A 19,594-nucleotide genomic window follows, 5' to 3' on the forward strand; every position below is an offset into this window, starting at 1 on the left:
GATATTGGCCCGGCGAAAAGCCGGTCAATGCAGGCGGCGGGAGAGGGCGGTGCGCGAGTTGCTGCGCAGCAATGATCCGGTGCGTCTGTCCTTCCTGCGTGCGCTGTTGCGCGACGCCGGGATCGAGACCGTCGTGCTCGATCGCGGCATGAGCGTGCTGGAAGGCTCGGGCCTCGCCATTCCGTGCCGGCTGATGGTGGCGGAGGAGGACGTGACGCGGGCGCGGCGGGTGCTGCGCGAGGCGGGCGAAGGGTTCGAGTGCTGAGCCGCGTGCTGAGCGAGGACCGGCTGGTCGGGGGCAGGGTCAGGCTGCGCCAGCCCCTCTATGGATTCCGCACCGCCATCGACCCGGTGCTGCTGGCCGCCGCGGTGCCGGTCGAAGCCGGCGAGGCGGTGCTGGAGGCGGGGCTCGGCACCGGGGCGGCCGCCCTCGCGCTGCTCGCGCGCGTGCCCGAGGCGCGGGTTGTGGGCATCGAGCGGGATGCCGAGCTCGCCGAGATCGCGCGCGCCAACGCGGGCCTGAACGCGGCTGAGGATCGGCTCGCCGTCCTCTGCGGGGATCTTGCCGACCGCACGACGCAGCGCGCGGCGGCGAGCCTCGGCCCGTTCCGGCATGCGATGGCCAACCCGCCCTTCTTCCGCGGCGGCACGGCGCCGCCCGATCCGCTGCGACGGGCGGCGGCGCATGAGGAGGCCGAGGCTCCCCTCTCCCTCTGGGTTTCCGTGCTGGCGCGGCGGCTGCTGCCGCGCGGCACGCTGACCTTGATCCTGCCGCCCGAGCGTCTGGCCGAAGCGCTCGCCGCCTGTGCAGCGACCGGCGTGGGCAGCGTCGTGCTGTTCCCGCTCTGGCCGCGGGCTGGCCAGCCGGCGCGGCGGTTGATCATGCAGGGCGTGAAGGGGGGCCGCGCGCCTTTGCGGCTGTCGGCGGGGCTCGTGCTGCACGAGGGCGACGGGTTCACGGACGAGGCGCAGGCCGTGCTGCGCGACGGCGACGCGCTCAGGCTCGGCTGACGCCTCCTCCGTTCGCTCCGTTCACCCGCCCACGACGCCGCAGCCGCGCGGCCCACCGGCCGCCCGTCGGCCGTTCAGACCTGGCTCGCCTCCGGATGGCGCAGGCTCGCGCCTGATCGAAAAGAAAGTGGACCGGCCGTTCAGACCTGGCTTGCCTCCGGATGGCGCAGGTGCCAAAGCCGCTCGTGGGCGGCGACCAGGCTCTCGATGTTCTTGCGCCGGTTGGTGTCCGGGCTCATCGGGCGCCGCGTGAGCATCATCTCGAGAATGTGCAGGAGCTGCTCGGCGACCTCGAAATCGCCCTGGTCACAGGCGTGATGGAAGGCGATCAGGATCTTGTCGGACAAGCGTCGGCTGTAGCGCGGTGTCGGGCTACGCGCGGTGTCCCTTTCCCGCACCTTGGTGTCGTCCTCGTCGCTCACCATGCTGCCTCTGTGTCGGTGTCCGGATCGGGCAGGCCGGATATCACCACGCAAAAGTTAAGCACAGTTTTTCGTAGGGAAAAAGCCCGCCGACGGGCGCCGGCCCTCCCCCCCCGGTGCGAACCCGTCAATGGGCGACGAGGATTGCCCCCTCGGGCTGCGGGTCGGCGAAGACGTGGTCGGCGAAGGCCTCCTCCCAGGTGCCGCGCGTCGCCGCGCGGCTGTATTCGGTGGCCCGATTCTCGAAGAAGTTCGTGTGCTCGATCGCGTTCAGCATCTCGTCGAGCCAAGGCAGCGGGTTCCGCTCGATGCCGTAGATCGGCTCGAGACCGAGCTGAACGAGGCGGCGATCGGCGATGAAGCGGATGTAGCGCTTCACCTCCTCGGGCCCGAGCCCCTCGACCCCGCCCAGTTCGAAGGCGAGATCGATGAAGGCATCCTCGTGGCCCACGATGGTGCGGCAAATCTCGACGATCTCCTCCTTCAGCTGCTCCGTCCAGATTTCTGGATTTTCCTGCACGAAGGTGCGGAAGAGGCGGATGACGCTGAGGCAGTGCAGCGTCTCGTCGCGCACGGACCAGGACACGATCTGGCCCATGCCTTTCATCTTGTTGAAGCGCGGGAAGTTGAGGAGGATGGCGAAGGAGGCGAACAGCTGCAGGCCTTCCGTAAAGGCGCCGAAGGCGGCGAGGGTCTTGGCGATCTCCTCCTTCGAATCGACCCTGAAGGTCTGCATGTAGTCGTACTTGTCCTTCATCTCCTTGTACTTGAGGAAGGCCTGGTACTCTACCTCGGGCATGCCGATGGTGTCGAGGAGGTGCGAATAGGCGGCGATGTGCACCGTCTCGATGTTGGAGAAGGCCGAGAGCATCATCAGCACTTCGGTCGGCTTGAACACCTGCGCGTAGTGCTTCATGTAGCAGTTGTTCACCTCGACATCCGCCTGGGTGAAGAAGCGGAAGATCTGGGTGAGCAGGTTGCGTTCCGCCGGCGTGAGGTTCTTCTGCCAGTCCTTCACGTCGTCGGCCATCGGCACCTCTTCGGGCAGCCAATGGATGCGCTGCTGGGTGAGCCAGGCGTCGTAGGCCCAGGGGTAGCGGAAGGGCTTGTAGACGGGGTTCTCGGTGAGCAGGTCCATCCGTCGCGGGGCGGCGAGATCGGTGGTGTGTCCGTTGGTGGTCATCATCGGTCCTTCAGCACCTAGGTGATTGATTACGGGTCTTGCGTGGTCGGCGTGCCGGCAGGTGTGCACCGTCGCCGATCGGGCGCGTGGAAAAATGGCGATCAGCCGCGCGGCGGGAATGGATCGTTTCCGTAACTGTTCCGCTCACGAATCCTCCCATCCCGGCCATGGATCAGATGTTCAGCGGCTCTCTCGCGTGCGAGTTCTCGTCCGCGTTCAGCCGCCGCGCTCTGGGTGCGATGGGTCGAGAGGGGATGGGGGTTGCCCTCCTCCTTGTTCGCCCACCCGCGTTCTGAAGGCACCGTATGAATGTTTCGAGTTCTCGTCATGGCTGAAGCTCCGATCGTCCGCAGTTGATGCGTAGGATCACTGGCAGGCGAGGCACTCCTCGTAGGTGGAGGGCTTGGCAGCGAGCGGAAGCGGGGCGGGGTCGTTCGCCGGCGCCTCCTGCGTGGGCTTGGCACCCTCCGCCGCCCCCCCTTCGATCGCGATCGCCTTCGTGCTCACCGCATCCGCCCGCTGGATGGAGAGGGAACGGCAGTAGTAGAGGCTCTTCACGCCCTTCTTCCAAGCGAGCCAGTGCAGCCGATGCAGGTCGCGCTTGTGCACGTCGGCCGGCAGGAACAGGTTCACCGACTGCGCCTGGCACACATAGGGCGTGCGGTCGGCGGCGTGCTCGATCACCCAGCGCTGGTCGATCTCGTAGGCGGTGCGGAACACCGCCTTCTCGTGTTCGCTCAGGAAGTCGAGGTGCTGCACCGAGCCCTTGTTCACGGTGATCGAGGTCCAGGTGTCGGCGTCATCCCGCCCCTTCTCGGCGAGCAGTGCGGCGAGGTGGCGGTTGCGCACGGTGAACGAGCCGGAGAGGGTCTTCTGCACGAACACGTTCGCCGCGATCGGCTCTATCCCCGGGCTCGCGTTGCCGGCGATGATGGAGATGGAGGCCGTCGGCGCGATCGCGAGCTTGTGCGAGAAGCGCTCCATGATGCCGTAATCCGCCGCGTCGGGGCAGGGCCCGCGCTCCTCGGCAAGCAGGCGCGAGGCGCGGTCGCAGGCCGCGCGGATGTGGCGGAACATGCGCAAGTTCCACACCTTGGCGATCACGCTCTCGAACGGCACGCGCTTCGCCTGCAGGAAGGAGTGGAAGCCCATCACGCCGAGGCCCACGGAGCGTTCCCGCATCGCCGCATACTTCGCGCGCGCCATGCTGTCCGGGGCGCGGCGGATGAAGTCCTCGAGCACGTTGTCGAGGAATCGCATCACGTCCTCGATGAAGGTCGGATGCTCGTGCCACTCGTCCCAGGTCTCCAGGTTGAGGGACGAGAGGCAACACACCGCCGTCCGTTCGCGCCCGTGATGATCGCGCCCCGTCGGCAGCGTGATCTCGGAACAGAGGTTGGAGGTCTTCACCGTCAGCCCGGCGAGCTTGTGGTGTTCCGGGCGGGCCCGGTTCACGTGGTCGATGAAGATCAGATAGGGCTCTCCGGTCTCGATGCGCGCGGTCAGGATGCGGATCCAGAGCGCGCGGGCGGAGATGCGGCGGATGACCGAACCGTCCTTGGGGCTGACCAGCGCCCACTCGCCGTCCGTCTCCACCGCGCGCATGAAGGCGTCGGGGATCAGCACGCCGTGATGCAGGTTGAGCGCCTTGCGGTTGGGATCACCCCCCGTCGGCCGCCTGATTTCGACGAATTCCTCGATCTCCGGGTGGTGCACGGGGAGATAGACCGCGGCCGAACCTCGCCGGAGCGAGCCCTGGCTGATGGCCAGCGTCAGGCTGTCCATCACCCGGATGAAGGGGATCACGCCCGAGGTCTTGCCGACGGCACCCACCTTCTCGCCGATCGAGCGCAGATTGCCCCAATACGAGCCGATGCCGCCGCCCTTGGCCGCCAGCCACACGTTCTCGTTCCACAGCCCGACGATGCCCTCGAGCGAGTCCTCCGCTTCGTTGAGGAAGCAGGAGATGGGCAGGCCGCGCGTGGTGCCGCCGTTCGACAGCACGGGGGTCGCCGGCATGAACCAGAGCCTGGAGATGTAGTCGTAGAGCCGCTGCGCGTGCGCGGTGTCGTCGGCGTAGGCCGAGGCCACGCGGGCAAACAGGTCCTGATAGGACTCGCCCGGCAGCAGGTAGCGGTCATCCAGCGTGGCCTTGCCGAAATCGGTCAGCAGCGCGTCGCGTGCGCGATCGACGCGGACGGCGGCATGGCCGGGCAGTTGGACGGTATCGAGCGGGACGACATCGAGCACGGCGGATTCTCCAGGTGACGATTCGGATTCAGGCACAGGCCGCTCCTCCGCCGCAAGATGTAGTGGTGGCAGGGGCGGCGCCTACGACATCAGGTGGTCGTGCGTGACTTGTCCACAACACCCGACGCCGTCCTCGCCGCCGCTTGTTCGCTTTATGTTCTCGGCTGGCTCGGCCTTGCGTCAAGCTTGGCACCCGCTCTCGCCCCGCCCGCCGCGCGCTCGTCCCCGCTTTCCACAGGGCAGGCGATCCACAGCCGGCACCTTGCGCGCGCCCGTCCCGTCCTGCCGCCCCCGCACGCGACCGTGACCCCGCCCGTCCCGCTTGCGCCCCAGCCCCGCCCGCGCCAAGCCTAGGCCCCGCCATGTCGCCGCGCCGGCTCGCCACGCGACGCTTCCGCACCGCGCTGATCCGCCCCCCCGCGGGAACGGACTGGCGCGCCCGCCTCGCCGCCCACGAGGCGGAACTTGCCGCCGATTACCGTGAGGCACGCGCACCCTCCGCCTGGCGCGCCGTCCGCGCCGTCCGCCGCCTCCTGCTCATGCTCCTCTGGACGCTCGCCTGCATCCCCGTCCAGGCGGTGCTGATCGCGGCTCCGGGCCGCGGCAAGGTGGTGCTCGCCCGCGTCTATCACGCCGTGCTCTGCCGCATCGGCGGCATCCGCGTGCGCGTGATCGGCGAACCCGCCCGCCCCGCCCCCGGCCGGCCCGTGCTCTTCCTCTCCAACCACCAGTCCTGGGCCGACATCCTGGTGCTGGGCGGCAGGCTCGAGGCCTGCTTCGTCTCCAAGGCGGAGATCGGCTCCTGGCCGCTCGTGCGCACGGTCGCCCGCCTCGGCCGCACGGTCTATGTCAGCCGCCGCCGCGGCGACACCGCCCGCGAGCGCGACGAGCTCGTCTCCCGCCTCGCCGCCGGGGACAGCCTGATCCTGTTCCCCGAGGGCACCACCTCGGACGGGGTGCGCGTGCTGCCCTTCCGCTCCGCCTTCCTCTCCATCGCCGTCGATGCCGAGGGCGTCACCCCGATCGTGCAGCCCGTCTCCATCGTCTTCGACCGGCTGGATGGGCTGCCCGTCACCCGGCCCCATCGCCCGCACTTCGCCTGGTACGGCGCGATGGACATTGCGCGCCACGCCTTCACCCTGCTCGGGCGACGGTCCTCGCGCGCCACCATCCTGCTCCACCACCCGCTCGACCCCGCGGCCTTCCCCTCGCGCAAGGCGCTCGCCGAGGCGGCCTGGGAGGTGGTCGATCGCGGCTGTGCCGCCCTGCGCCAGGGGCGGCGCGCGGTTCCGCTGCTGCCCTCCGCCCTGCAACCGAACGATCACGGGACCGACTCGCCGTCCCGTGCGCAAGCTGCTTGACAGATCGCGCTTCGCTGTGGCGAGGATCGATCGCGAAAGGAGAGGCCCGCACCCTTGACCCCACCCGTCCGGCCGCACGCGACCGGATGCCTCGCCGGACCAGGACGCCGGCCCCGCCCTGGCGGGCGGCGTGCCGGGTGTCTTGTCGGCGCCTTGCCCGTCTCCGCGGGCACCCTGCCCTGCACGCCATGACGGGCCCCAGGGGCTGATGCGGCCCTCGCTTCACCCCATCTCCGCCGACGTGACCACGCACAAGCCTGCCCGGCGGCTCCATATCCAGACCTGGGGCTGCCAGATGAACGTTTATGACAGCGCCCGCATGGCGGATGCGCTCGCCCCCCTCGGCTACACCCCGCACCCCACGCCCGAGGGGGCGGACCTCGTCATCCTCAACACCTGCCACATCCGCGAGAAGGCGACCGAGAAGGTGTTCGCCGAACTCGGCCGGTTGAAGCGGCTGAAGGACGCGCGCGCCAAGGCGGGGGAGCGCATGCTGATCGCGGTCGCGGGCTGTGTCGCCCAGGCCGAAGGGGCGGAACTGCTGCGGCGGGCTCCGTTCGTCGACATCGTGCTCGGGCCGCAGACCACGCATCGCTTGCCCACCCTGGTGGCGCGCGCCGAAGCGGGTGAACGCGCCCTCCTCGACACCGAGTTCCCGCCCGAGGACAAGTTCGACCACCTGCCGGAGGAAGCGGCCCCGCAAGGCTTCACCGCCTTCCTCACCGTGCAGGAGGGGTGCGACCGCTTCTGCTCCTTCTGCGTGGTGCCGTACACCCGCGGGGCGGAATTCTCCCGCCCCGTCGCCGCCGTCCTCGCCGAAGCCCGCCGCCTCGTCGCCCAAGGCGCGCGCGAGATCACCCTGCTCGGGCAGAACGTGAACGCCTATCACGGCGAGGCGCCCGACGGGTCGGAGTGGGGGCTTGCGCGCCTGATCCGCGAACTCGCCGACCGGATCCCGGGGCTGGCGCGTCTGCGCTACACCACGTCCCACCCGGTCGACATGGACGAGGCGCTGATCACCGCCCATCGCGACGTGCCGATCCTGATGCCCTTCCTGCACCTGCCCGTGCAGTCGGGGTCCGATCGCGTGCTGAAGGCGATGAACCGCCGCCACACGCGCGAGGATTACCTCCGCCTCGTCGACCGCCTGCGCGCCGCACGGCCCGACCTCGCCCTCTCCTCGGATTTCATCGTCGGCCACCCCGGCGAGACGGAGGAGGATTTCGCCGCGACCCTCGACCTCGTGCAGCGGGTCGGCTTCGCTTCGGCCTTCTCCTTCAAGTATTCGCCCCGCCCCGGCACGCCGGCCGCCGACCGCCCCGACCAGGTGGACGAGGCGACGAAGGAACGCCGGCTCGCCGAACTGCAGGCGCTCCTGCGCGACCAGCAGGCCCGCTTCAACGCCTCCTTCCTCGGCCGCACGATCGAGGTGCTGTTCCTCGAGCCGGGCCGCCACCCCGGCCAGCTGGTCGGTCGAAGCCCTTGGCTGCAGCCGGTGCACGCCCAAGCCCCTGCCACCCTCGCCGGAGACCTCCGCCCCGTGACGATCACCGCCATCCATCCCAACTCGCTTGCCGGCCGGCTCGCCGAACCGGCGCTGGATGCCGCATGAACCACGTCCTGCCGGGCACCACCGCGCCCGCGCCGTCGGTGACCCTGCACGTCACCTTCCCCGACCACACCTTGCTTCCTCTCCTTTTCGGCGCGCACGACGCCCACCTTGCCCGCATCGAGCACCGGCTCGGGGTGCGGCTCGCCTCCCGCGGCAACCGGGTGGCGGTGACCGGCCCGGCCGAACAGGCGGAGTGCGCGCGCGACGCGCTGTTGGGGCTCTACGCCGCCCTTGGCCGCGGCGAGCGCATCGGCGGGGCCGAGGTGGATGCCGCGCTGCGCATGGCGCGCGCCGCCCGCGAGACGGTGGAGCCGGCCGAAGAGCCGCGCCTGCCGCTCTCCGACATCCCCTCCATCCGCACCCGCAAGGCGACGATCGCCGCGCGCTCGCCGGCGCAGGCGCGCTACATGGAGGCGCTCGCCTCGCACGAGCTCGTCTTCGCCCTCGGCCCCGCCGGCACGGGCAAGACCTACATCGCGGTCGCGCAAGCCGTGGCGATGCTGACTTCGGGCAAGGTGGAGCGGATCATCCTCTCCCGCCCCGCCGTCGAAGCGGGCGAACGCCTGGGCTTCCTGCCGGGGGATCTGCGCGACAAGGTCGACCCGTACCTACGCCCGCTCTACGACGCGCTCGCCGACATGCTGCCGGCCGATCAGGTGCAGCGGCGGATGAGTACGGGCGAGATCGAGGTGGCCCCGCTCGCCTTCATGCGCGGGCGCACGCTCTCGCACGCCTTCGTCATCCTCGACGAGGCGCAGAACACCACGCCGGTGCAGATGAAGATGGTGCTGACTCGGCTCGGCGAAGGCAGCCGGATGGTGGTGACGGGCGACCCGAGCCAGATCGACCTCCCGCCCGGCCAGGCTTCGGGCCTCGTCGACTCGCTCGCCACGCTGGAGGGCATGGCCGGGCTCGCCGTGGTGCGCTTCGACGAGCGCGACGTGGTGCGCCACCCGCTGGTCGCGCGCATCATCGAGGCCTATGGGCGGCGTGCGGCGGCGGAGCGCGAGGCGCGCCGCCGGGCAGCGGCCCCCGGAGGGGGCGATGCTCGCGCGAAGTAGCCTCCCCGCCCGGCACGCCGGAGCGGGGATCAGCATCACCGTCGCCGACCCTCAGTGGCGCGCCGCCGTCCCTGGGGTGGAAGCGCTGGTGCGCCGCGCGGCGCGGGCGGCGCAGCGTGCGGCGCGGACGCGGGGGCCGCTCACCGTCCTGCTCGCCGACGACGCCACCCTCGCCGATCTCAACGCGGCCTTCCGCGGCAAGACCTACCCCACCAACGTGCTGTCCTGGCCCCGGCCGGGCGGCGGCGGCGACATCGCCGTCGCGCTCCAGCGGGCGGCGCGCGAGGCGCGTGAGACCGGCCGCCCGCTCGCCCACCATCTCGCCCATCTCGTGGTGCACGGCACGCTGCACTGTGCGGGGCGCGACCACGAGGACCTGAAGGCGGCGCGCTGGATGGAGCGCGAGGAGGCCTTGGTGCTGCGCCGGCTCGGCCTGCCCGACCCCTATAGGAGGAAACGATGAGCGAGGGCGGGGGCGGCCTGCGCGCCCTCTTCCGGCGGCTCCTGCGCGGCCGGGGCGATGACGGTGCGCTGCGCGACAGCCTCGAGGAACTGATCGAGAGCCGGGTCGAGGAGGCGAAGGAAGCCGGCGAGAAACCGCCGCCGGCGCTTGATCCGCACGAGCGCGCGCTGATCGCCAACGTGCTGAAGCTGCGCCGCGTCACCGCCGACGACGCCATGGTGCCGCGTGCCGACATCGTCGCCGTACCCGAAACGATCACCCTCCCGGCGCTGATCGCGGTGATCAAGCGCGAAGGCCACTCGCGCATGCCGGTCTATCGCGAGAGCCTCGATGACATCGTCGGCATGATCCACATCCGCGACGTGTTCGCCCATCTCGAACGCGAGGGCGAGTTCCGCATCACCGACATCCTGCGCAAGCCGCTGTTCGTGCCGCCGTCGAAACCGGTGCTCGACCTCTTGCTCGAGATGCGGCAGGCGCGCACCCATCTCGCCATCGTGGTCGACGAGTACGGGGGCACGGACGGGCTCGTCACCATCGAGGACGTGATCGAGCAGATCGTCGGCGACATCGCGGACGAGCACGACGAACCGCTGGCCGCCCAGGTGATCACCCGCCCCGACGGCACGCTCGATGTCGATGCACGGCTGCCCGTCGAGGAGTTCGAACGCCATGTCGGCGCCGTGCTGTCGGAGGAGGAGCGGGAGGGCGAGATCGACACCGTGGGCGGCTTGATCCTGGCCATCGCCCATCGCATCCCGGCCCGCGGCGAGACCATCGCCCACCCGTCAGGGCTTGAATTCCGCATCCTGGAGGCGGACTCGCGCCGCATCCGCAAGGTGCGGGTGGTGCCGCCGCCGCGGGCGGAGGCGGCGTAGGCCGCAGCGCTTGCCCAAGAGCGGCCGGGCGTGGATAATCCGGTCGCGATCCGATCTCCTGCCGTTCCGAAGGCGGCAGCGGCAAAGGGCCAAAGGGGCAAAGGCGTAAACCGACGCAGGGGCGGGGCGCGCGGCGGCGGGGGGCGGGACCGCTCAGCCGCCGAGCAGCACGTCGCGCGCTTGGTTGATGCGTGCCGCCAGCCAATCCGACCCGCCGCGATCGGGGTGCGCGGTCTGCATCAGCCGCCGATGCGCCGCCCGGATCTCCTCCTCCGTCGCGCCCGGCTTGAGGCCGAGGATGGCGTAGGCCTCCTCGCGCGTCATCGGCCCCCCCGACGCGGCCTGCGACCGACGCGACGAGCCCCGCTCCTCTCCGGCCGCATCCTCCGCCGCATCGCGCCAAGCCTCGCCGAAGGCACGATCGAGCCAAGCCTCGAGCAGCGGCACGGACTCGGGGTCTTCGGCGCGGCAATCGAGCCACAGCGCGATCAGATCAGAGAGCGCGAGTTCGGCGAGCTCCCGCCCCTTGTAGGCGCCGCGCAGCACCGTGCCCGACATGGTGCCGGTGTCGTGATCGAGCCGCATGCGCAAGGTGGCGGTTTCCACCTCGCTCGATCGCGCCTCACGCTGCGAGCCCGCACCGAAGGTGCGCGAGGCCTGCCACTGGTTCCAGAAGCGGATCAGCACAGGGGCGAGCACCGCGCCAAGGAACAGGAGCTGGCCCCCCTTGCCGGTGAAGACGAGCAGGAGCCCAAGCGCGATGCCGAGCCCGATGGCGAGCCACTTCAGGATCGCCTTGATGGTCTCGATGCGCGCATTGGCGAAGGCGTGCGCCGACCACAGCAGCAGGCCGACGGCCGCCACCCCGGCGAGGAACCAAGTCATCGCCGGCCCGAAAGCTGGTGGGTGAGCAGGGCTGCGGCCCCCGTGCGCGAGGGCGGCAGGCGGGACAGCGCCTCCCGCCCGCCCGCGGCATAGACCGCGACGGCGGAGAGAAGGTCGCGCAGCATGTCGGGCGAGTTGAGGTCGAACGGCGCATAGGCCCCGCCCGAGAGGCGCGCGAAGTCGCGGAAGGCGCGACCCGCCAGCGCGTCCCCTCCTTCGTGGAAGAAGAAGCCCGGGCAGCCAAGCATGCCGAGCTCGCCGGCGCGATGGCAGAGCGGGTCGATCGGCTCCTCCATCGCATCCCCGATGAAGACGAGGGCGTTGACGCGCTCCTTGCGCGTCTCGCGGATCGCGTGCTCCAGCACCTTGCCGATCTGCGTCTGCCCGCCGAGGCAGGTGACGGTGGTCATGCGCCGGCGGATCTCGTCGACGTCGGAGAGCCACGGTGTGGCCATGAACTCCCCGTAGCCGCGGTAGTAGCAGAGGCTCATCGACAGCCCGCCGAGGCCCTTGGTCGCCTCGAACATGTGCCCCGTCAGCGCGCAGGCGCGATCCCAGGTCGGTTGGCGCGAGGCGGTGGCGTCGATCGCGAACAGGAGCCGGCCGCGCCGGCCGGAGCCCGCGCGCACCGCGGGCATCGCGCGCACCCGTTCGAGGAAGGCGGCGACTTGGGCGGAGGCGGGCGCCTCCGTCAGGCTCTTCTGGTCCCGGCTCATCGGCCCCTGGGAGATAGGGGCTCCGTCAGGCTTGGGAAAGCCGCGCCAGCCGTTCGGCGAGGTGGGCGAACAGCGCGTCCGCCTTCACCGCCACCACGAGGTCCAGCATCGGCGCTGCCGTGTCCTCGCGGCAGCGCCCGGCCTCGTCGACCGCGATGCGAGCGGGGCGCGTGGCGTAGAGGTCGGGCCGATCCAGGATGGCCACCGCGTGCAAGTCGGCGACCATCGCGCCGGCAAGCCCGTGGTGGAAGCGGTCCTGTTCGGCATAGCCCGCAAGCATCGGCGCGATCCGACGCCCGATCGGGCAGGCGCGGGCGAGGGCCTCGATGCGCTCGGGCGTGGCGAGGGCTTCGCGGGCAAGGTCGAGAGGGACGAGGGTGGGGCGTAGCCCGGCGGCCAGCACCGCGGCTGCGGCGGCCGGGTCGGCGGCGAAGTTGTATTCGGCGCCCGAGGGCGTGTTGCCGGGCCCGATCGCCCCGCCCATCACCACCAGCCGTCGCCAGCGCGCGCCCGGCGCGAGCGCGCGGGCGAGGTTGGTCAGCGGGCCGAGCGCGACCAGGATCCCGTCGAAGCCTGCAAGAGCCGCCGCGGCCTCGGTGCCGTCCGGCGGACGCGACGGCGGAGGAAGGTCGAGCCCCCGAAGCCCATCGGCGCCATGCACCACGGCGTCCGGCACCGCGCGGTCCTCGCCGGCAATGACGGGAACCTCCGCCCGGCCGGCGAGATCGAGCAGCCGGCGCGCGTTCGCCGCGCAGACGGAGGCCGGGGCATTGCCGGAGACGGTGGTGACGAGGCGGAGCGCGAGGCTAGGGGCGGCGCAGGCGAGCAGGAGGGCGAGCGCGTCGTCCACGCCCGGGTCGCAGTCGAGGGCGAGCGGAAGCGCAGCCGTCACGTCGCCGGATGGCGGTAGGGCGAAGGGTCAGGCGGGCTCCAGCCGGCCAGCGTCGCGGGGTCAGGGGCCAGGATCTCGACGGCAAGCGGAAAGCAACGCGCCGCGTCCGAGGAATGGGTAGCGGAACAATCCCCGCCCGGGCAGGCGGAAAGGGCACCCAGGAGGTCGATTTCGGCGAAGAACTCGAGGAAATCGCCCGGGCGCACCGGGCTCGCCTTCATGAAGTACTGGTGGGTGTCGCGGATGAAGCCGGTACACATGAACACGTTCAGCACGTCGTGCACGGCGAACTCGGCCTCCTCGAGGCGCGCGCCGGTCGCGGTCGCGAAGGCGCGGGCGAGGTTCGAGTGGCAGCACTGGTGATAGTCCTCGCCGCGCAAGAGGCGGTTCGTGTAGGGGTCGCAGCGCGTGCCGATGACGTCGTGCACGCCCGCCCCGTCGGCATCGAAGCCGTACCAGGCGAGGCTGTCGGCCGTGATGGTCGCCATCGGGTGGAGATACGGAAGCGTGCTCCACAGCCTGTCGCCTACCGTCAGGTGCGTGCGGTGCAGCGCCCGCGTCTTGCCGGAGAAGAAACGCTCGCGGGTGTCGTGCGCGTTCCAGAGGTTGAGGTCGCCGACCTGCGGGCCCTCGATGCAGACGATGCGGAACAGATGGCCGGCGGGGACGCGGAAGGCCCTGCCCTCGCGCGGCGGCACGAGCACGGTCTCCACAGGGCGGGCCGAGGCGCGGACGCGGTCGTAGAAGGCGTGATCGACGGCGGGAAGGCGATCCACTTCGTACACCACCACCGGTGGGGCGGCGCGGCGGGTCGCGGCGTCCGGGGGTTCGGGCGGGGTCGTCGTCATCGCTCCTCCTTGCGCGTCGCGGCACCGAGTGGGCGGCAGGCTTCCTTGGCGAGCACGCCGATGCGCGCGATGCGCTGCGCCGCGACACCGGCGATCCCGGCGTCCGCGAGGCCGGGGATGGCGCCGACCGCGCGCGCCGCCGCCGCCGCCACCGCATCCGCCGCCCCGATCGCCCCCGCCTCGCCGAGCACGCGCCGCGCGAGACGCCAAGTCGCCGCCGCCCCCGGCGCAAGGCCGTAGATCGCGGCGATGCGTCTGATCAGCCCGAGCCCCTGTACGGCGAACCAGAGCGTGTCGAGGAGAGCCGAGGGCAGGATCAACACGCCCCCCGCCATGCGCATCGACGCGCGGCGGATGGCACGCTCAGCCTCGGCATCGAGGGGGGCGAGCACGTGCCTCTCGAACAGGGCGGCGCGTCGGTCAGGGTCGTTCACCCCGCGCACGAGGCCACGCCAGACCGCGATCGGGCGCACGAGGCGAGGGTCCTTCTCCATCGCGGCCGCCGCCCGATCGGGGTCGCCGCGCACCGCCTCCACCGCGGCGAGGCGACGGATCCCCCGCCACTCGCGCCACGCGAGAAGGCCGAGGGCGGCGGCGAGGGCGAGGACGAGAACGAGCGCCGCCCAGCCCTGCACGGGGCTTGCGGCGAAGCGCGCCTCGACGAAGGCCCAAAGGTCGAGGGCGAGGAGTCCAACACCGGCCGCGGCGGCGAGCCCGATCAGCCAGCCGAGCCCCGCCCCCGTCTTCGGCGCGGGTGGCGGCGGCTCGGGCGGGAGGGCGGCGAGATCGTCCGCCACTCGCTCGGGCGGTGCTTCGAGCGGCCGACGCCGCGCCCCGGGAGCCTCTGCCGCCCCGCTCACCCGAACACCCCGGGCAGGGCGGCGGCCAGAGCGCGATCGAGGTTGACGTGGCGAAGCCCGCCGTCAGGCCCCGGCGTGGGGGGAAGGAAGCGCGGCACCTCGTAGCGGCGGTCGAACCACGCCTCCTCGGGGCTTTCCGCCGGCACCCCGCCCGCGAACCAGAACGCCTCGCGCCCCCCGCCCTCGACCACGCCTTCGACGGCGTCCTGCACCCGGCCGCGGTCGTCGGTCAGCGTGATGTCGCGCGTGCAGGCGACGGCGGCGAGCGCGATCGCCGCGCCGTTGCCCCCCACCAAGTGGCGCAACAGGGCGGCGAGCTGGCCGCGCTGGCTCGCCGGCACGTAGTCGGCCTTGGTGGCACAGAAGACGGGGCGCGGCGGCGCGCGCTCCAGGCCGAGGCGCGCGAGAAGCCCCGGTTCGGGCCGAAGGGCGGCGGCGATCGCGGCGAGGGCGGCTTGCGTGTCGGCGAAACTCGCCGCCCCCGAGGCGAGGGCGCGGAAGAGATCGACCAGCACGACCTGGGCATCGAAGCGCGCGAAGTGGGGGGCGAGGAACTCGGCCCGCGTGCGGCGGCGGTACTCGTCCCAGTGCGCCCGCATCCGCTCCCAGATCGACCCCGCCGTCGGCGATGCGCCGGGGGGCAGGGCGAGCGGGCAGAAGAGCAGGAAGGCCATGCCCTCCCAGGCGTCCGGATTGAGGAAGCGGCCCGGGGCGAGGTCGGCCAACGCCGCCTCGTCGCGGCAGCGGCGCAGATAGGCGGCGTAGGCCTCGGCCAGACGACGCATCACGCCTTCCTCCGCCGGCGCCTGCACGTCGAGCCCCCGGAGCAGGGCAAGCCAGGTTTCGGCGAAGCGGGCGCGCGGTTCGGCGCGGGCGCGCGCGAGTTCGCGGGCCGACCAGTCCTCGAAGGAAAGCCCGAGGAGGGGCAGATCCAGCAGCCACTCGCCGGGGTAATCGACGATCTCCAGCCGGATCGTGCGGCGGAGCGGCCCCACCAGTCGGCCGACATGGCCCGGCACGGGGGAGAGCACCTCGAGGTCGAGCGCGAGCTTGGCGAGACGCCGCGTCGGCTCCGGCCAGCGCGCCTCTCCGCCGAGGGCGGCAAGCGCCGCCTCGAGCGGGAACAGCGGGGCGTCGGTCACCGACAGCCCCGCCTCCTCGACCGACACGAGACGTCCTTCGGCGACGGCGGGAGCGGCGGGAAGCCGGCGCGGGTCGCGCAGCGCGGCGAGGAGGTTGGCCGCGAGAGCCGTGACGAACACCGTCTTGCCGGCCCGCGCGAGGCCGGTGACGGCGAGCCGCACCGTCTCCGTCGGGGCCCCGAGCAGAGACCGCCTGAGCCAGGAGGCGGCCGCCTCGAGTTCCACCCGTGGGTCGGGAAGGCGGATCAGGCCGCCTCCCGCATGCCGCGCGCCTTCAAGGCCGCCGGGCGGTTGAGGCAACGCTCGAGCCACGCCTTCGCCCGGGGATAAGGGCCGTAGTCGAAGCCGTTCGCCCAGGAGGTGTAGAGCACCGAGGAGACCTGCAGGTCGGCCGCCGACCAGGCTTCGCCGCAGAGATAAGGGCGGTCGGCCAAATGCTGATCGAGCACGGCGAGGCAGGCGCGCAGCTTCTCGGCCCCCTTCTCGGCCTGGGCCGGGTCGCGCTCCTCGGGTGGGAGGAACTTCGTGTTGTAGAACCAGGCTCCCTGCGCAGGTTCGGCCTCGGTCGCGGTCCAGAGCGTCCACTGGAACAGGCGGGCCTCGTCCTCGGGCGTCTTCGGCCACAGCGTGCCCGACTTGCGGAACAGGTAGAGGTTGATGGCGAGGCTCTCCCACAGGCAGAGGTCGCCATCGACCAGGACGGGGATCTTGGCGTTGGGGTTGAGCTTGCGGAACGCCTCCGTCTTGCAGCCCTCGCGGTAGTCGGTGGCGACGAGTTCGTAGGGAATGCCCGTCTCCTCGAGCGCAAGGAGGCAGCGGAAGGCGCGCGAGCGGGGGATGCCGTAGAGCTTCACCGGGGACATGGGTCTCTCGTGGTCGTCGGTCTCGGGTGTCGGGGATGCCGCAGAGACTACCCCGGCCCCGCCGCCCGCGTCAGGGGGTAGGGCGTTGCGCCCGGCCCCCACCTCGGCCATCTCCGGGGCGTGACCCTCGCCTCCTCCGGTTTCGCTCTCGATACGACTTCGGGCCGGCTGCGCGCCTGGGCGGACGCCCTGTTCGTCGATCACGGCGTGCTGCGGCTGGCTTGGCGCAACCGGGCGGTGGTCGAGGAGGGGCGTCTGTATCGGGCCAACCAACCACTGCCGTTCCAGCTCGCCGCCGAGGCCCGGCGCGGCATCCGCACCGTGATCAACCTCCGCGGCGTGCGCGACTGCGGCTCCGACGCGCTCGAGCGCGAGGCCTGCGCGAAGCTCGGGCTCGCCCTGATCGACGCACCGTTCGAGAGCCGTGGTGCCCCGCACAAGGACCGCCTGCTGCGGCTTGCCACGCTGTTCGAGACCATCGCCTATCCGGCACTGATCCACTGCAAGTCGGGGGCGGACCGGGCGGGGCTGGTCGCCGCCGTCTACCTGCTCCTGCGCGGGCGGCCCGTGGCGGAGGCCAAGGCGCAGCTCTCGGTCCGCTTCGGCCACATCCGGGCCGGCCGGACGGGGATCCTCGACGCCTTCCTCGAGGCCTACGAGCGGGCGCACGGCGAGAGCGGGATCGGCTTCCTCGACTGGGTGCGCGGGCCCTACGACGAGGAGGCGCTGCGGCGCTCCTTCCGCGCGACTCGCGCGGGCAGCTTCCTCACTGATCGGCTGCTGCGGCGGGAATAGGCTCATCGAGGAAGGCCTGGGCGGCGACCAGGCGGGCATAGGCCCCCCCGGAGGCGAGCAGAGTGCCGTGGCTGCCGTCCTCGACCACCCGGCCCCCTTCGAGGACGACGATGCGATCGGCCTCGCGCACGGTGGACAGCCGATGCGCGACGATCAGCGTGGTGCGGCCGCGGCGGATGCGCCCGAGGGCCTCGCGGATGCGCGCCTCCGTCTCGGCATCGAGCGCGCTCGTCGCCTCATCCAGCAGCAGGATGCGCGGGTCGCGCAACAGCGCCCGGGCGAGCGCGATGCGCTGCCTCTGCCCGCCCGAGAGGGCGAGGCCGCGATCGCCGACGCGGGTGGCGTAGCCCCGCGGCAGGGCGGCGATGAAGTGATGCGCCTCGGCGAGCCGCGCAGCGCGCTCGACCTCCGCGTCGGATGCGTCCAGGCGGCCGAAGCGGATGTTCGCCGCCACCGTGTCGTCGAACAGCACCACCTCCTGGCCGACGAAGCCGATGGCGGCGCGCAGCGAGGCGAGGGTGACGTCGCGGAGATCCTGCCCGTCGATCAGCACCGCCCCCTCGGTCGGGTCGGCGAAGCGGGGCACGAGGTTGAGCAAGGTCGTCTTGCCGGCCCCCGACGCCCCGACGAGCGCGACCGTGGTGCCCGGCTCGATGACGAGGTCGATGCCCCTGAGCGCAGGGCGGTCGTCGCCGTACGAGAAGGAAACGCCGCGGAATTCGATCCGCCCAGGGCCGGGAGCGAGCGCGCGGGCGCCGGGGCGATCGACCACCCGGGGCCGTTCGTCGATCAGGACGAAGGCGCGCGCGAGGGCGGCCGCGCCCTCCTGCAAGGCGACCGCGAGCGTGCCGAGGGCGCGCAAGGGCCGGGCGGCGATCAGCAAGGCGGCGACGAAGCCGGTGAACTGCCCGGCCGAGGCCGCGCCTGAAGCGATGCGCCAGCCGGCGAAGGCGATCACCGCCGCCACCGCCACCCCGCCCATCGCCTCGAGCAGCGGGTCGACCCGGGCGCGGTTGCGCACCACCCGCATCAGCCGCGCATACCAGGCGCGGAAGGCCTCGCCCGCCCGCCGACGCTCCACGCCCTCGAGCCCGTAGGCCTTCACCAGCCGCGCGCCGGCCAGGCTTTCCGTCAGCACCGCGGTCACCTCGCCGGCCTGCTCCTGCTGCGCCTTCGAGGCCTTGCGCATCCGCCGCCCGATCCGCTCGATCGGGATCACCGCGAGCGGGATGGCGAGGGCGGCGGCGAGCGTCATCACCCAATCGAGCCAGAGCATGGCGGCGACGAGGGCGATGACGGTCAACGCATCGACGACGCCGGACACCGCGCGGCCCAGGGCTTCGCGCACCACCGCCATGTCATTGGTGAAGCGCGAAGCGAGCCGCGCCGGCGGTTCCGCCTGCAACCGGGCGAGATCGGCTCCGAGCAGGCGGTCGAACATCGCGCCCTGCAGCGAGAGGATGACGCGCAGCACCACCCCCTGCATGGCCACCGTCTGCGCGTACTGCGCCACAGCCTTGACGCACACCACGGCGACCGCGACCAGCGGCACGAGCCAGACGACGCGCCCGTCGCGCGCCTCGAACAGGCGGTAGGCCCAGTCGATGACGAGCGGGTAGAGACCCGTCGCCCCCGACACCACCGCCATCAGGGCGAAGACGAGAAGGAGCGCGCGCCACTCGTCGTGCGCGTGCTCACGCCAAAGGCGGGCGCCGAGGGAAGCAAGGCGCGGTTCCGGCGCGGAACCATGACCGGCAGGATCGTTCATTCGCCCCGCTTCTAGCACCCCAGCGGCGGCGGGGCGCGAGGGGGGCTCAGGCGGTGCGGCCGACGGCGTCGCGGTTGCGCTGCCAGACCGCGAGGTTGAGCGCGGCGGCGAAGCTGACCCAGACGAGGTAGGGCGCCATCAAGGCCGCTGCGGTGAGCGAGATGGGCGCGAACAGCACGATGCAGGCGGCGATGGAAAGCCAGAGCCCGACCACCTCGACGAAGGCGAGGTCCATCCGGCGCAGGCCGAAGAAGAGCCAGCTCCAGGCCGCATTCAGCGCGAGCTGCACGCCCCAGACGGCGAGCGGGATCAGGCCACCCGCGAGCCCCGCCGCGCGCCACACCAGCCAGGCGGAGACCGCGATCATCACGTAGAGCACCGACCAGGCGACGGGGAACAGCCAGTCGGGCGGGGTCCAGGACGGTTTCGACAGCGAATCGTACCACGCCCCCGGCTTGAACACCGCGCCCGTGGTGGCGGCGGCGAAGCAGAGGAACAGGAACACCGCGAGCGAAACGAGATCGCCGACCATGGCCGCGAGGTGGGGGGCGGGTTGGTGGGGTGCAAGGGCGGGCCCGACCCTT

At 71.8% G+C, this 19,594-nt stretch carries 21 protein-coding genes; 8 read left to right on the forward strand and 13 right to left on the reverse strand.

Features of this window, described 5'->3' with window-relative positions; genetic code table 11:
* Positions 1-49 precede the first annotated feature (49 nt).
* Positions 50-265 carry a putative signal transducing protein gene (locus DWB05_RS08665; RefSeq protein WP_114376808.1) on the forward strand — a complete coding sequence of 72 codons (216 nt, stop codon included), beginning with the start codon at positions 50-52 and terminating at the stop codon, positions 263-265.
* The gene (locus DWB05_RS08670; protein WP_332871717.1) at positions 259-1,011 is read left to right on the forward strand and encodes a tRNA1(Val) (adenine(37)-N6)-methyltransferase; all 753 of its coding nucleotides are present in this window, start codon (positions 259-261) and stop codon (positions 1,009-1,011) included. The genes DWB05_RS08665 and DWB05_RS08670 overlap by 7 nt, the downstream gene beginning before the upstream one ends.
* 140 nt (positions 1,012-1,151) lie before the next feature.
* Here the strand turns inward: DWB05_RS08670 and DWB05_RS08675 are convergent, their stop codons facing one another.
* The 4 genes from DWB05_RS08675 to DWB05_RS08690 all read right to left on the reverse strand — a co-directional run bounded on the left by DWB05_RS08675 (position 1,152) and on the right by DWB05_RS08690 (position 4,866).
* The gene (locus DWB05_RS08675; protein WP_114376809.1) at positions 1,152-1,436 is read right to left on the reverse strand and encodes a hypothetical protein; all 285 of its coding nucleotides are present in this window, start codon (positions 1,434-1,436) and stop codon (positions 1,152-1,154) included.
* A gap of 124 nt (positions 1,437-1,560) precedes the next feature.
* Positions 1,561-2,616: a ribonucleotide-diphosphate reductase subunit beta gene (locus tag DWB05_RS08680; protein WP_114377001.1), complete on the reverse strand. Its 1,056-nt coding sequence runs from the start codon at positions 2,614-2,616 to the stop codon at positions 1,561-1,563.
* A gap of 101 nt (positions 2,617-2,717) precedes the next feature.
* Positions 2,718-2,945 (reverse strand): DUF2188 domain-containing protein, encoded by a 228-nt coding sequence (locus tag DWB05_RS08685; protein ID WP_114376810.1) that lies wholly within the window; start codon positions 2,943-2,945, stop codon positions 2,718-2,720.
* Between the two features lie 37 nt (positions 2,946-2,982).
* Positions 2,983-4,866 carry a ribonucleoside-diphosphate reductase subunit alpha gene (locus tag DWB05_RS08690; RefSeq protein WP_198669116.1) on the reverse strand — a complete coding sequence of 628 codons (1,884 nt, stop codon included), beginning with the start codon at positions 4,864-4,866 and terminating at the stop codon, positions 2,983-2,985.
* A 362-nt stretch (positions 4,867-5,228) separates the two neighbouring features.
* On the opposite strand from DWB05_RS08690, the gene DWB05_RS08695 reads away from it, so the two are divergent.
* From DWB05_RS08695 to DWB05_RS08715, 5 genes are all read left to right on the forward strand, one after another.
* Positions 5,229-6,227 (forward strand): lysophospholipid acyltransferase family protein, encoded by a 999-nt coding sequence (locus DWB05_RS08695; RefSeq protein WP_114376812.1) that lies wholly within the window; start codon positions 5,229-5,231, stop codon positions 6,225-6,227.
* Positions 6,228-6,435: 208 nt separating this feature from the next.
* Positions 6,436-7,839 carry a tRNA (N6-isopentenyl adenosine(37)-C2)-methylthiotransferase MiaB gene (gene miaB, locus DWB05_RS08700; protein ID WP_114376813.1) on the forward strand — a complete coding sequence of 468 codons (1,404 nt, stop codon included), beginning with the start codon at positions 6,436-6,438 and terminating at the stop codon, positions 7,837-7,839.
* The gene (locus DWB05_RS08705; protein WP_114376814.1) at positions 7,836-8,900 is read left to right on the forward strand and encodes a PhoH family protein; all 1,065 of its coding nucleotides are present in this window, start codon (positions 7,836-7,838) and stop codon (positions 8,898-8,900) included. The genes miaB and DWB05_RS08705 overlap by 4 nt, the downstream gene beginning before the upstream one ends.
* Complete coding sequence (gene ybeY, locus DWB05_RS08710; protein ID WP_114377002.1) at positions 8,884-9,363, forward strand: rRNA maturation RNase YbeY; 480 nt, start codon at positions 8,884-8,886, stop codon at positions 9,361-9,363. The genes DWB05_RS08705 and ybeY overlap by 17 nt, the downstream gene beginning before the upstream one ends.
* Positions 9,360-10,241, forward strand: coding sequence for a hemolysin family protein (locus DWB05_RS08715; RefSeq protein WP_114376815.1), 882 nt, complete (start codon positions 9,360-9,362; stop codon positions 10,239-10,241). Before ybeY ends, DWB05_RS08715 begins: the two co-directional genes overlap by 4 nt.
* Before the next feature lie 153 nt (positions 10,242-10,394).
* On the opposite strand, the gene DWB05_RS15065 is transcribed toward DWB05_RS08715, so the two are convergent.
* The 7 genes from DWB05_RS15065 to DWB05_RS08750 are packed head-to-tail and all read right to left on the reverse strand — an operon-like array spanning position 10,395 to position 16,447.
* A complete protein-coding gene (locus tag DWB05_RS15065; RefSeq protein ID WP_114376816.1) occupies positions 10,395-11,126 on the reverse strand; it encodes a DnaJ domain-containing protein in 732 nt (243 codons plus the stop codon).
* Entirely contained in the window at positions 11,123-11,842 is a 720-nt protein-coding gene (locus tag DWB05_RS08725) for a VWA domain-containing protein (RefSeq protein WP_114376817.1), read from the reverse strand. The genes DWB05_RS15065 and DWB05_RS08725 overlap by 4 nt, the downstream gene beginning before the upstream one ends.
* 25 nt (positions 11,843-11,867) lie before the next feature.
* Entirely contained in the window at positions 11,868-12,734 is an 867-nt protein-coding gene (locus tag DWB05_RS08730; RefSeq protein WP_114376818.1) for a nucleoside hydrolase, read from the reverse strand.
* The gene (locus tag DWB05_RS08735) at positions 12,731-13,582 is read right to left on the reverse strand and encodes an urea carboxylase-associated family protein (RefSeq protein ID WP_114376819.1); all 852 of its coding nucleotides are present in this window, start codon (positions 13,580-13,582) and stop codon (positions 12,731-12,733) included. The genes DWB05_RS08730 and DWB05_RS08735 overlap by 4 nt, the downstream gene beginning before the upstream one ends.
* The gene (locus tag DWB05_RS08740; RefSeq protein WP_157967139.1) at positions 13,579-14,442 is read right to left on the reverse strand and encodes a DUF697 domain-containing protein; all 864 of its coding nucleotides are present in this window, start codon (positions 14,440-14,442) and stop codon (positions 13,579-13,581) included. Before DWB05_RS08740 ends, DWB05_RS08735 begins: the two co-directional genes overlap by 4 nt.
* Positions 14,439-15,809 (reverse strand): YcjX family protein, encoded by a 1,371-nt coding sequence (locus DWB05_RS08745; protein ID WP_157967140.1) that lies wholly within the window; start codon positions 15,807-15,809, stop codon positions 14,439-14,441. Before DWB05_RS08745 ends, DWB05_RS08740 begins: the two co-directional genes overlap by 4 nt.
* A 20-nt stretch (positions 15,810-15,829) precedes the next feature.
* The gene (locus DWB05_RS08750; protein WP_198669117.1) at positions 15,830-16,447 is read right to left on the reverse strand and encodes a glutathione S-transferase family protein; all 618 of its coding nucleotides are present in this window, start codon (positions 16,445-16,447) and stop codon (positions 15,830-15,832) included.
* A gap of 120 nt (positions 16,448-16,567) precedes the next feature.
* Here DWB05_RS08750 and DWB05_RS08755 point away from each other — a divergent pair, with 120 nt between their 5' ends.
* Positions 16,568-17,242 carry a tyrosine-protein phosphatase gene (locus DWB05_RS08755; RefSeq protein WP_114376823.1) on the forward strand — a complete coding sequence of 225 codons (675 nt, stop codon included), beginning with the start codon at positions 16,568-16,570 and terminating at the stop codon, positions 17,240-17,242.
* On the opposite strand, the gene DWB05_RS08760 is transcribed toward DWB05_RS08755, so the two are convergent.
* Both DWB05_RS08760 and DWB05_RS08765 read right to left on the reverse strand, forming a co-directional pair.
* Complete coding sequence (locus DWB05_RS08760) at positions 17,214-19,010, reverse strand: ABC transporter ATP-binding protein (RefSeq protein ID WP_114376824.1); 1,797 nt, start codon at positions 19,008-19,010, stop codon at positions 17,214-17,216. The genes DWB05_RS08755 and DWB05_RS08760 overlap by 29 nt on opposite strands.
* A 46-nt stretch (positions 19,011-19,056) precedes the next feature.
* Complete coding sequence (locus DWB05_RS08765; RefSeq protein WP_114376825.1) at positions 19,057-19,542, reverse strand: TspO/MBR family protein; 486 nt, start codon at positions 19,540-19,542, stop codon at positions 19,057-19,059.
* Positions 19,543-19,594 lie beyond the last annotated feature (52 nt).

The organism is Elioraea thermophila (ex Habib et al. 2022) (genome assembly GCF_003336755.1).
Lineage (GTDB): Bacteria > Pseudomonadota > Alphaproteobacteria > Acetobacterales > Acetobacteraceae > Elioraea > Elioraea thermophila.

What these genes read in the sequence shown, in the direction of transcription:
- DWB05_RS08675 (WP_114376809.1), bottom strand. Translation starts at nt 1,436, where the DNA reads ATGGTGAGCGACGAGGACGACACCAAGGTGCGGGAAAGGGACACCGCG.
- miaB (WP_114376813.1), top strand. Translation starts at nt 6,436, where the DNA reads ATGCGGCCCTCGCTTCACCCCATCTCCGCCGACGTGACCACGCACAAG.
- DWB05_RS08735 (WP_114376819.1), bottom strand. Translation starts at nt 13,582, where the DNA reads ATGACGACGACCCCGCCCGAACCCCCGGACGCCGCGACCCGCCGCGCC.
- DWB05_RS08685 (WP_114376810.1), bottom strand. Translation starts at nt 2,945, where the DNA reads ATGACGAGAACTCGAAACATTCATACGGTGCCTTCAGAACGCGGGTGG.
- DWB05_RS08750 (WP_198669117.1), bottom strand. Translation starts at nt 16,447, where the DNA reads ATGTCCCCGGTGAAGCTCTACGGCATCCCCCGCTCGCGCGCCTTCCGC.
- DWB05_RS08760 (WP_114376824.1), bottom strand. Translation starts at nt 19,010, where the DNA reads ATGAACGATCCTGCCGGTCATGGTTCCGCGCCGGAACCGCGCCTTGCT.
- ybeY (WP_114377002.1), top strand. Translation starts at nt 8,884, where the DNA reads ATGCTCGCGCGAAGTAGCCTCCCCGCCCGGCACGCCGGAGCGGGGATC.
- DWB05_RS08765 (WP_114376825.1), bottom strand. Translation starts at nt 19,542, where the DNA reads ATGGTCGGCGATCTCGTTTCGCTCGCGGTGTTCCTGTTCCTCTGCTTC.
- DWB05_RS08680 (WP_114377001.1), bottom strand. Translation starts at nt 2,616, where the DNA reads ATGACCACCAACGGACACACCACCGATCTCGCCGCCCCGCGACGGATG.
- DWB05_RS15065 (WP_114376816.1), bottom strand. Translation starts at nt 11,126, where the DNA reads ATGACTTGGTTCCTCGCCGGGGTGGCGGCCGTCGGCCTGCTGCTGTGG.
- DWB05_RS08695 (WP_114376812.1), top strand. Translation starts at nt 5,229, where the DNA reads ATGTCGCCGCGCCGGCTCGCCACGCGACGCTTCCGCACCGCGCTGATC.
- DWB05_RS08705 (WP_114376814.1), top strand. Translation starts at nt 7,836, where the DNA reads ATGAACCACGTCCTGCCGGGCACCACCGCGCCCGCGCCGTCGGTGACC.
- DWB05_RS08715 (WP_114376815.1), top strand. Translation starts at nt 9,360, where the DNA reads ATGAGCGAGGGCGGGGGCGGCCTGCGCGCCCTCTTCCGGCGGCTCCTG.
- DWB05_RS08725 (WP_114376817.1), bottom strand. Translation starts at nt 11,842, where the DNA reads ATGAGCCGGGACCAGAAGAGCCTGACGGAGGCGCCCGCCTCCGCCCAA.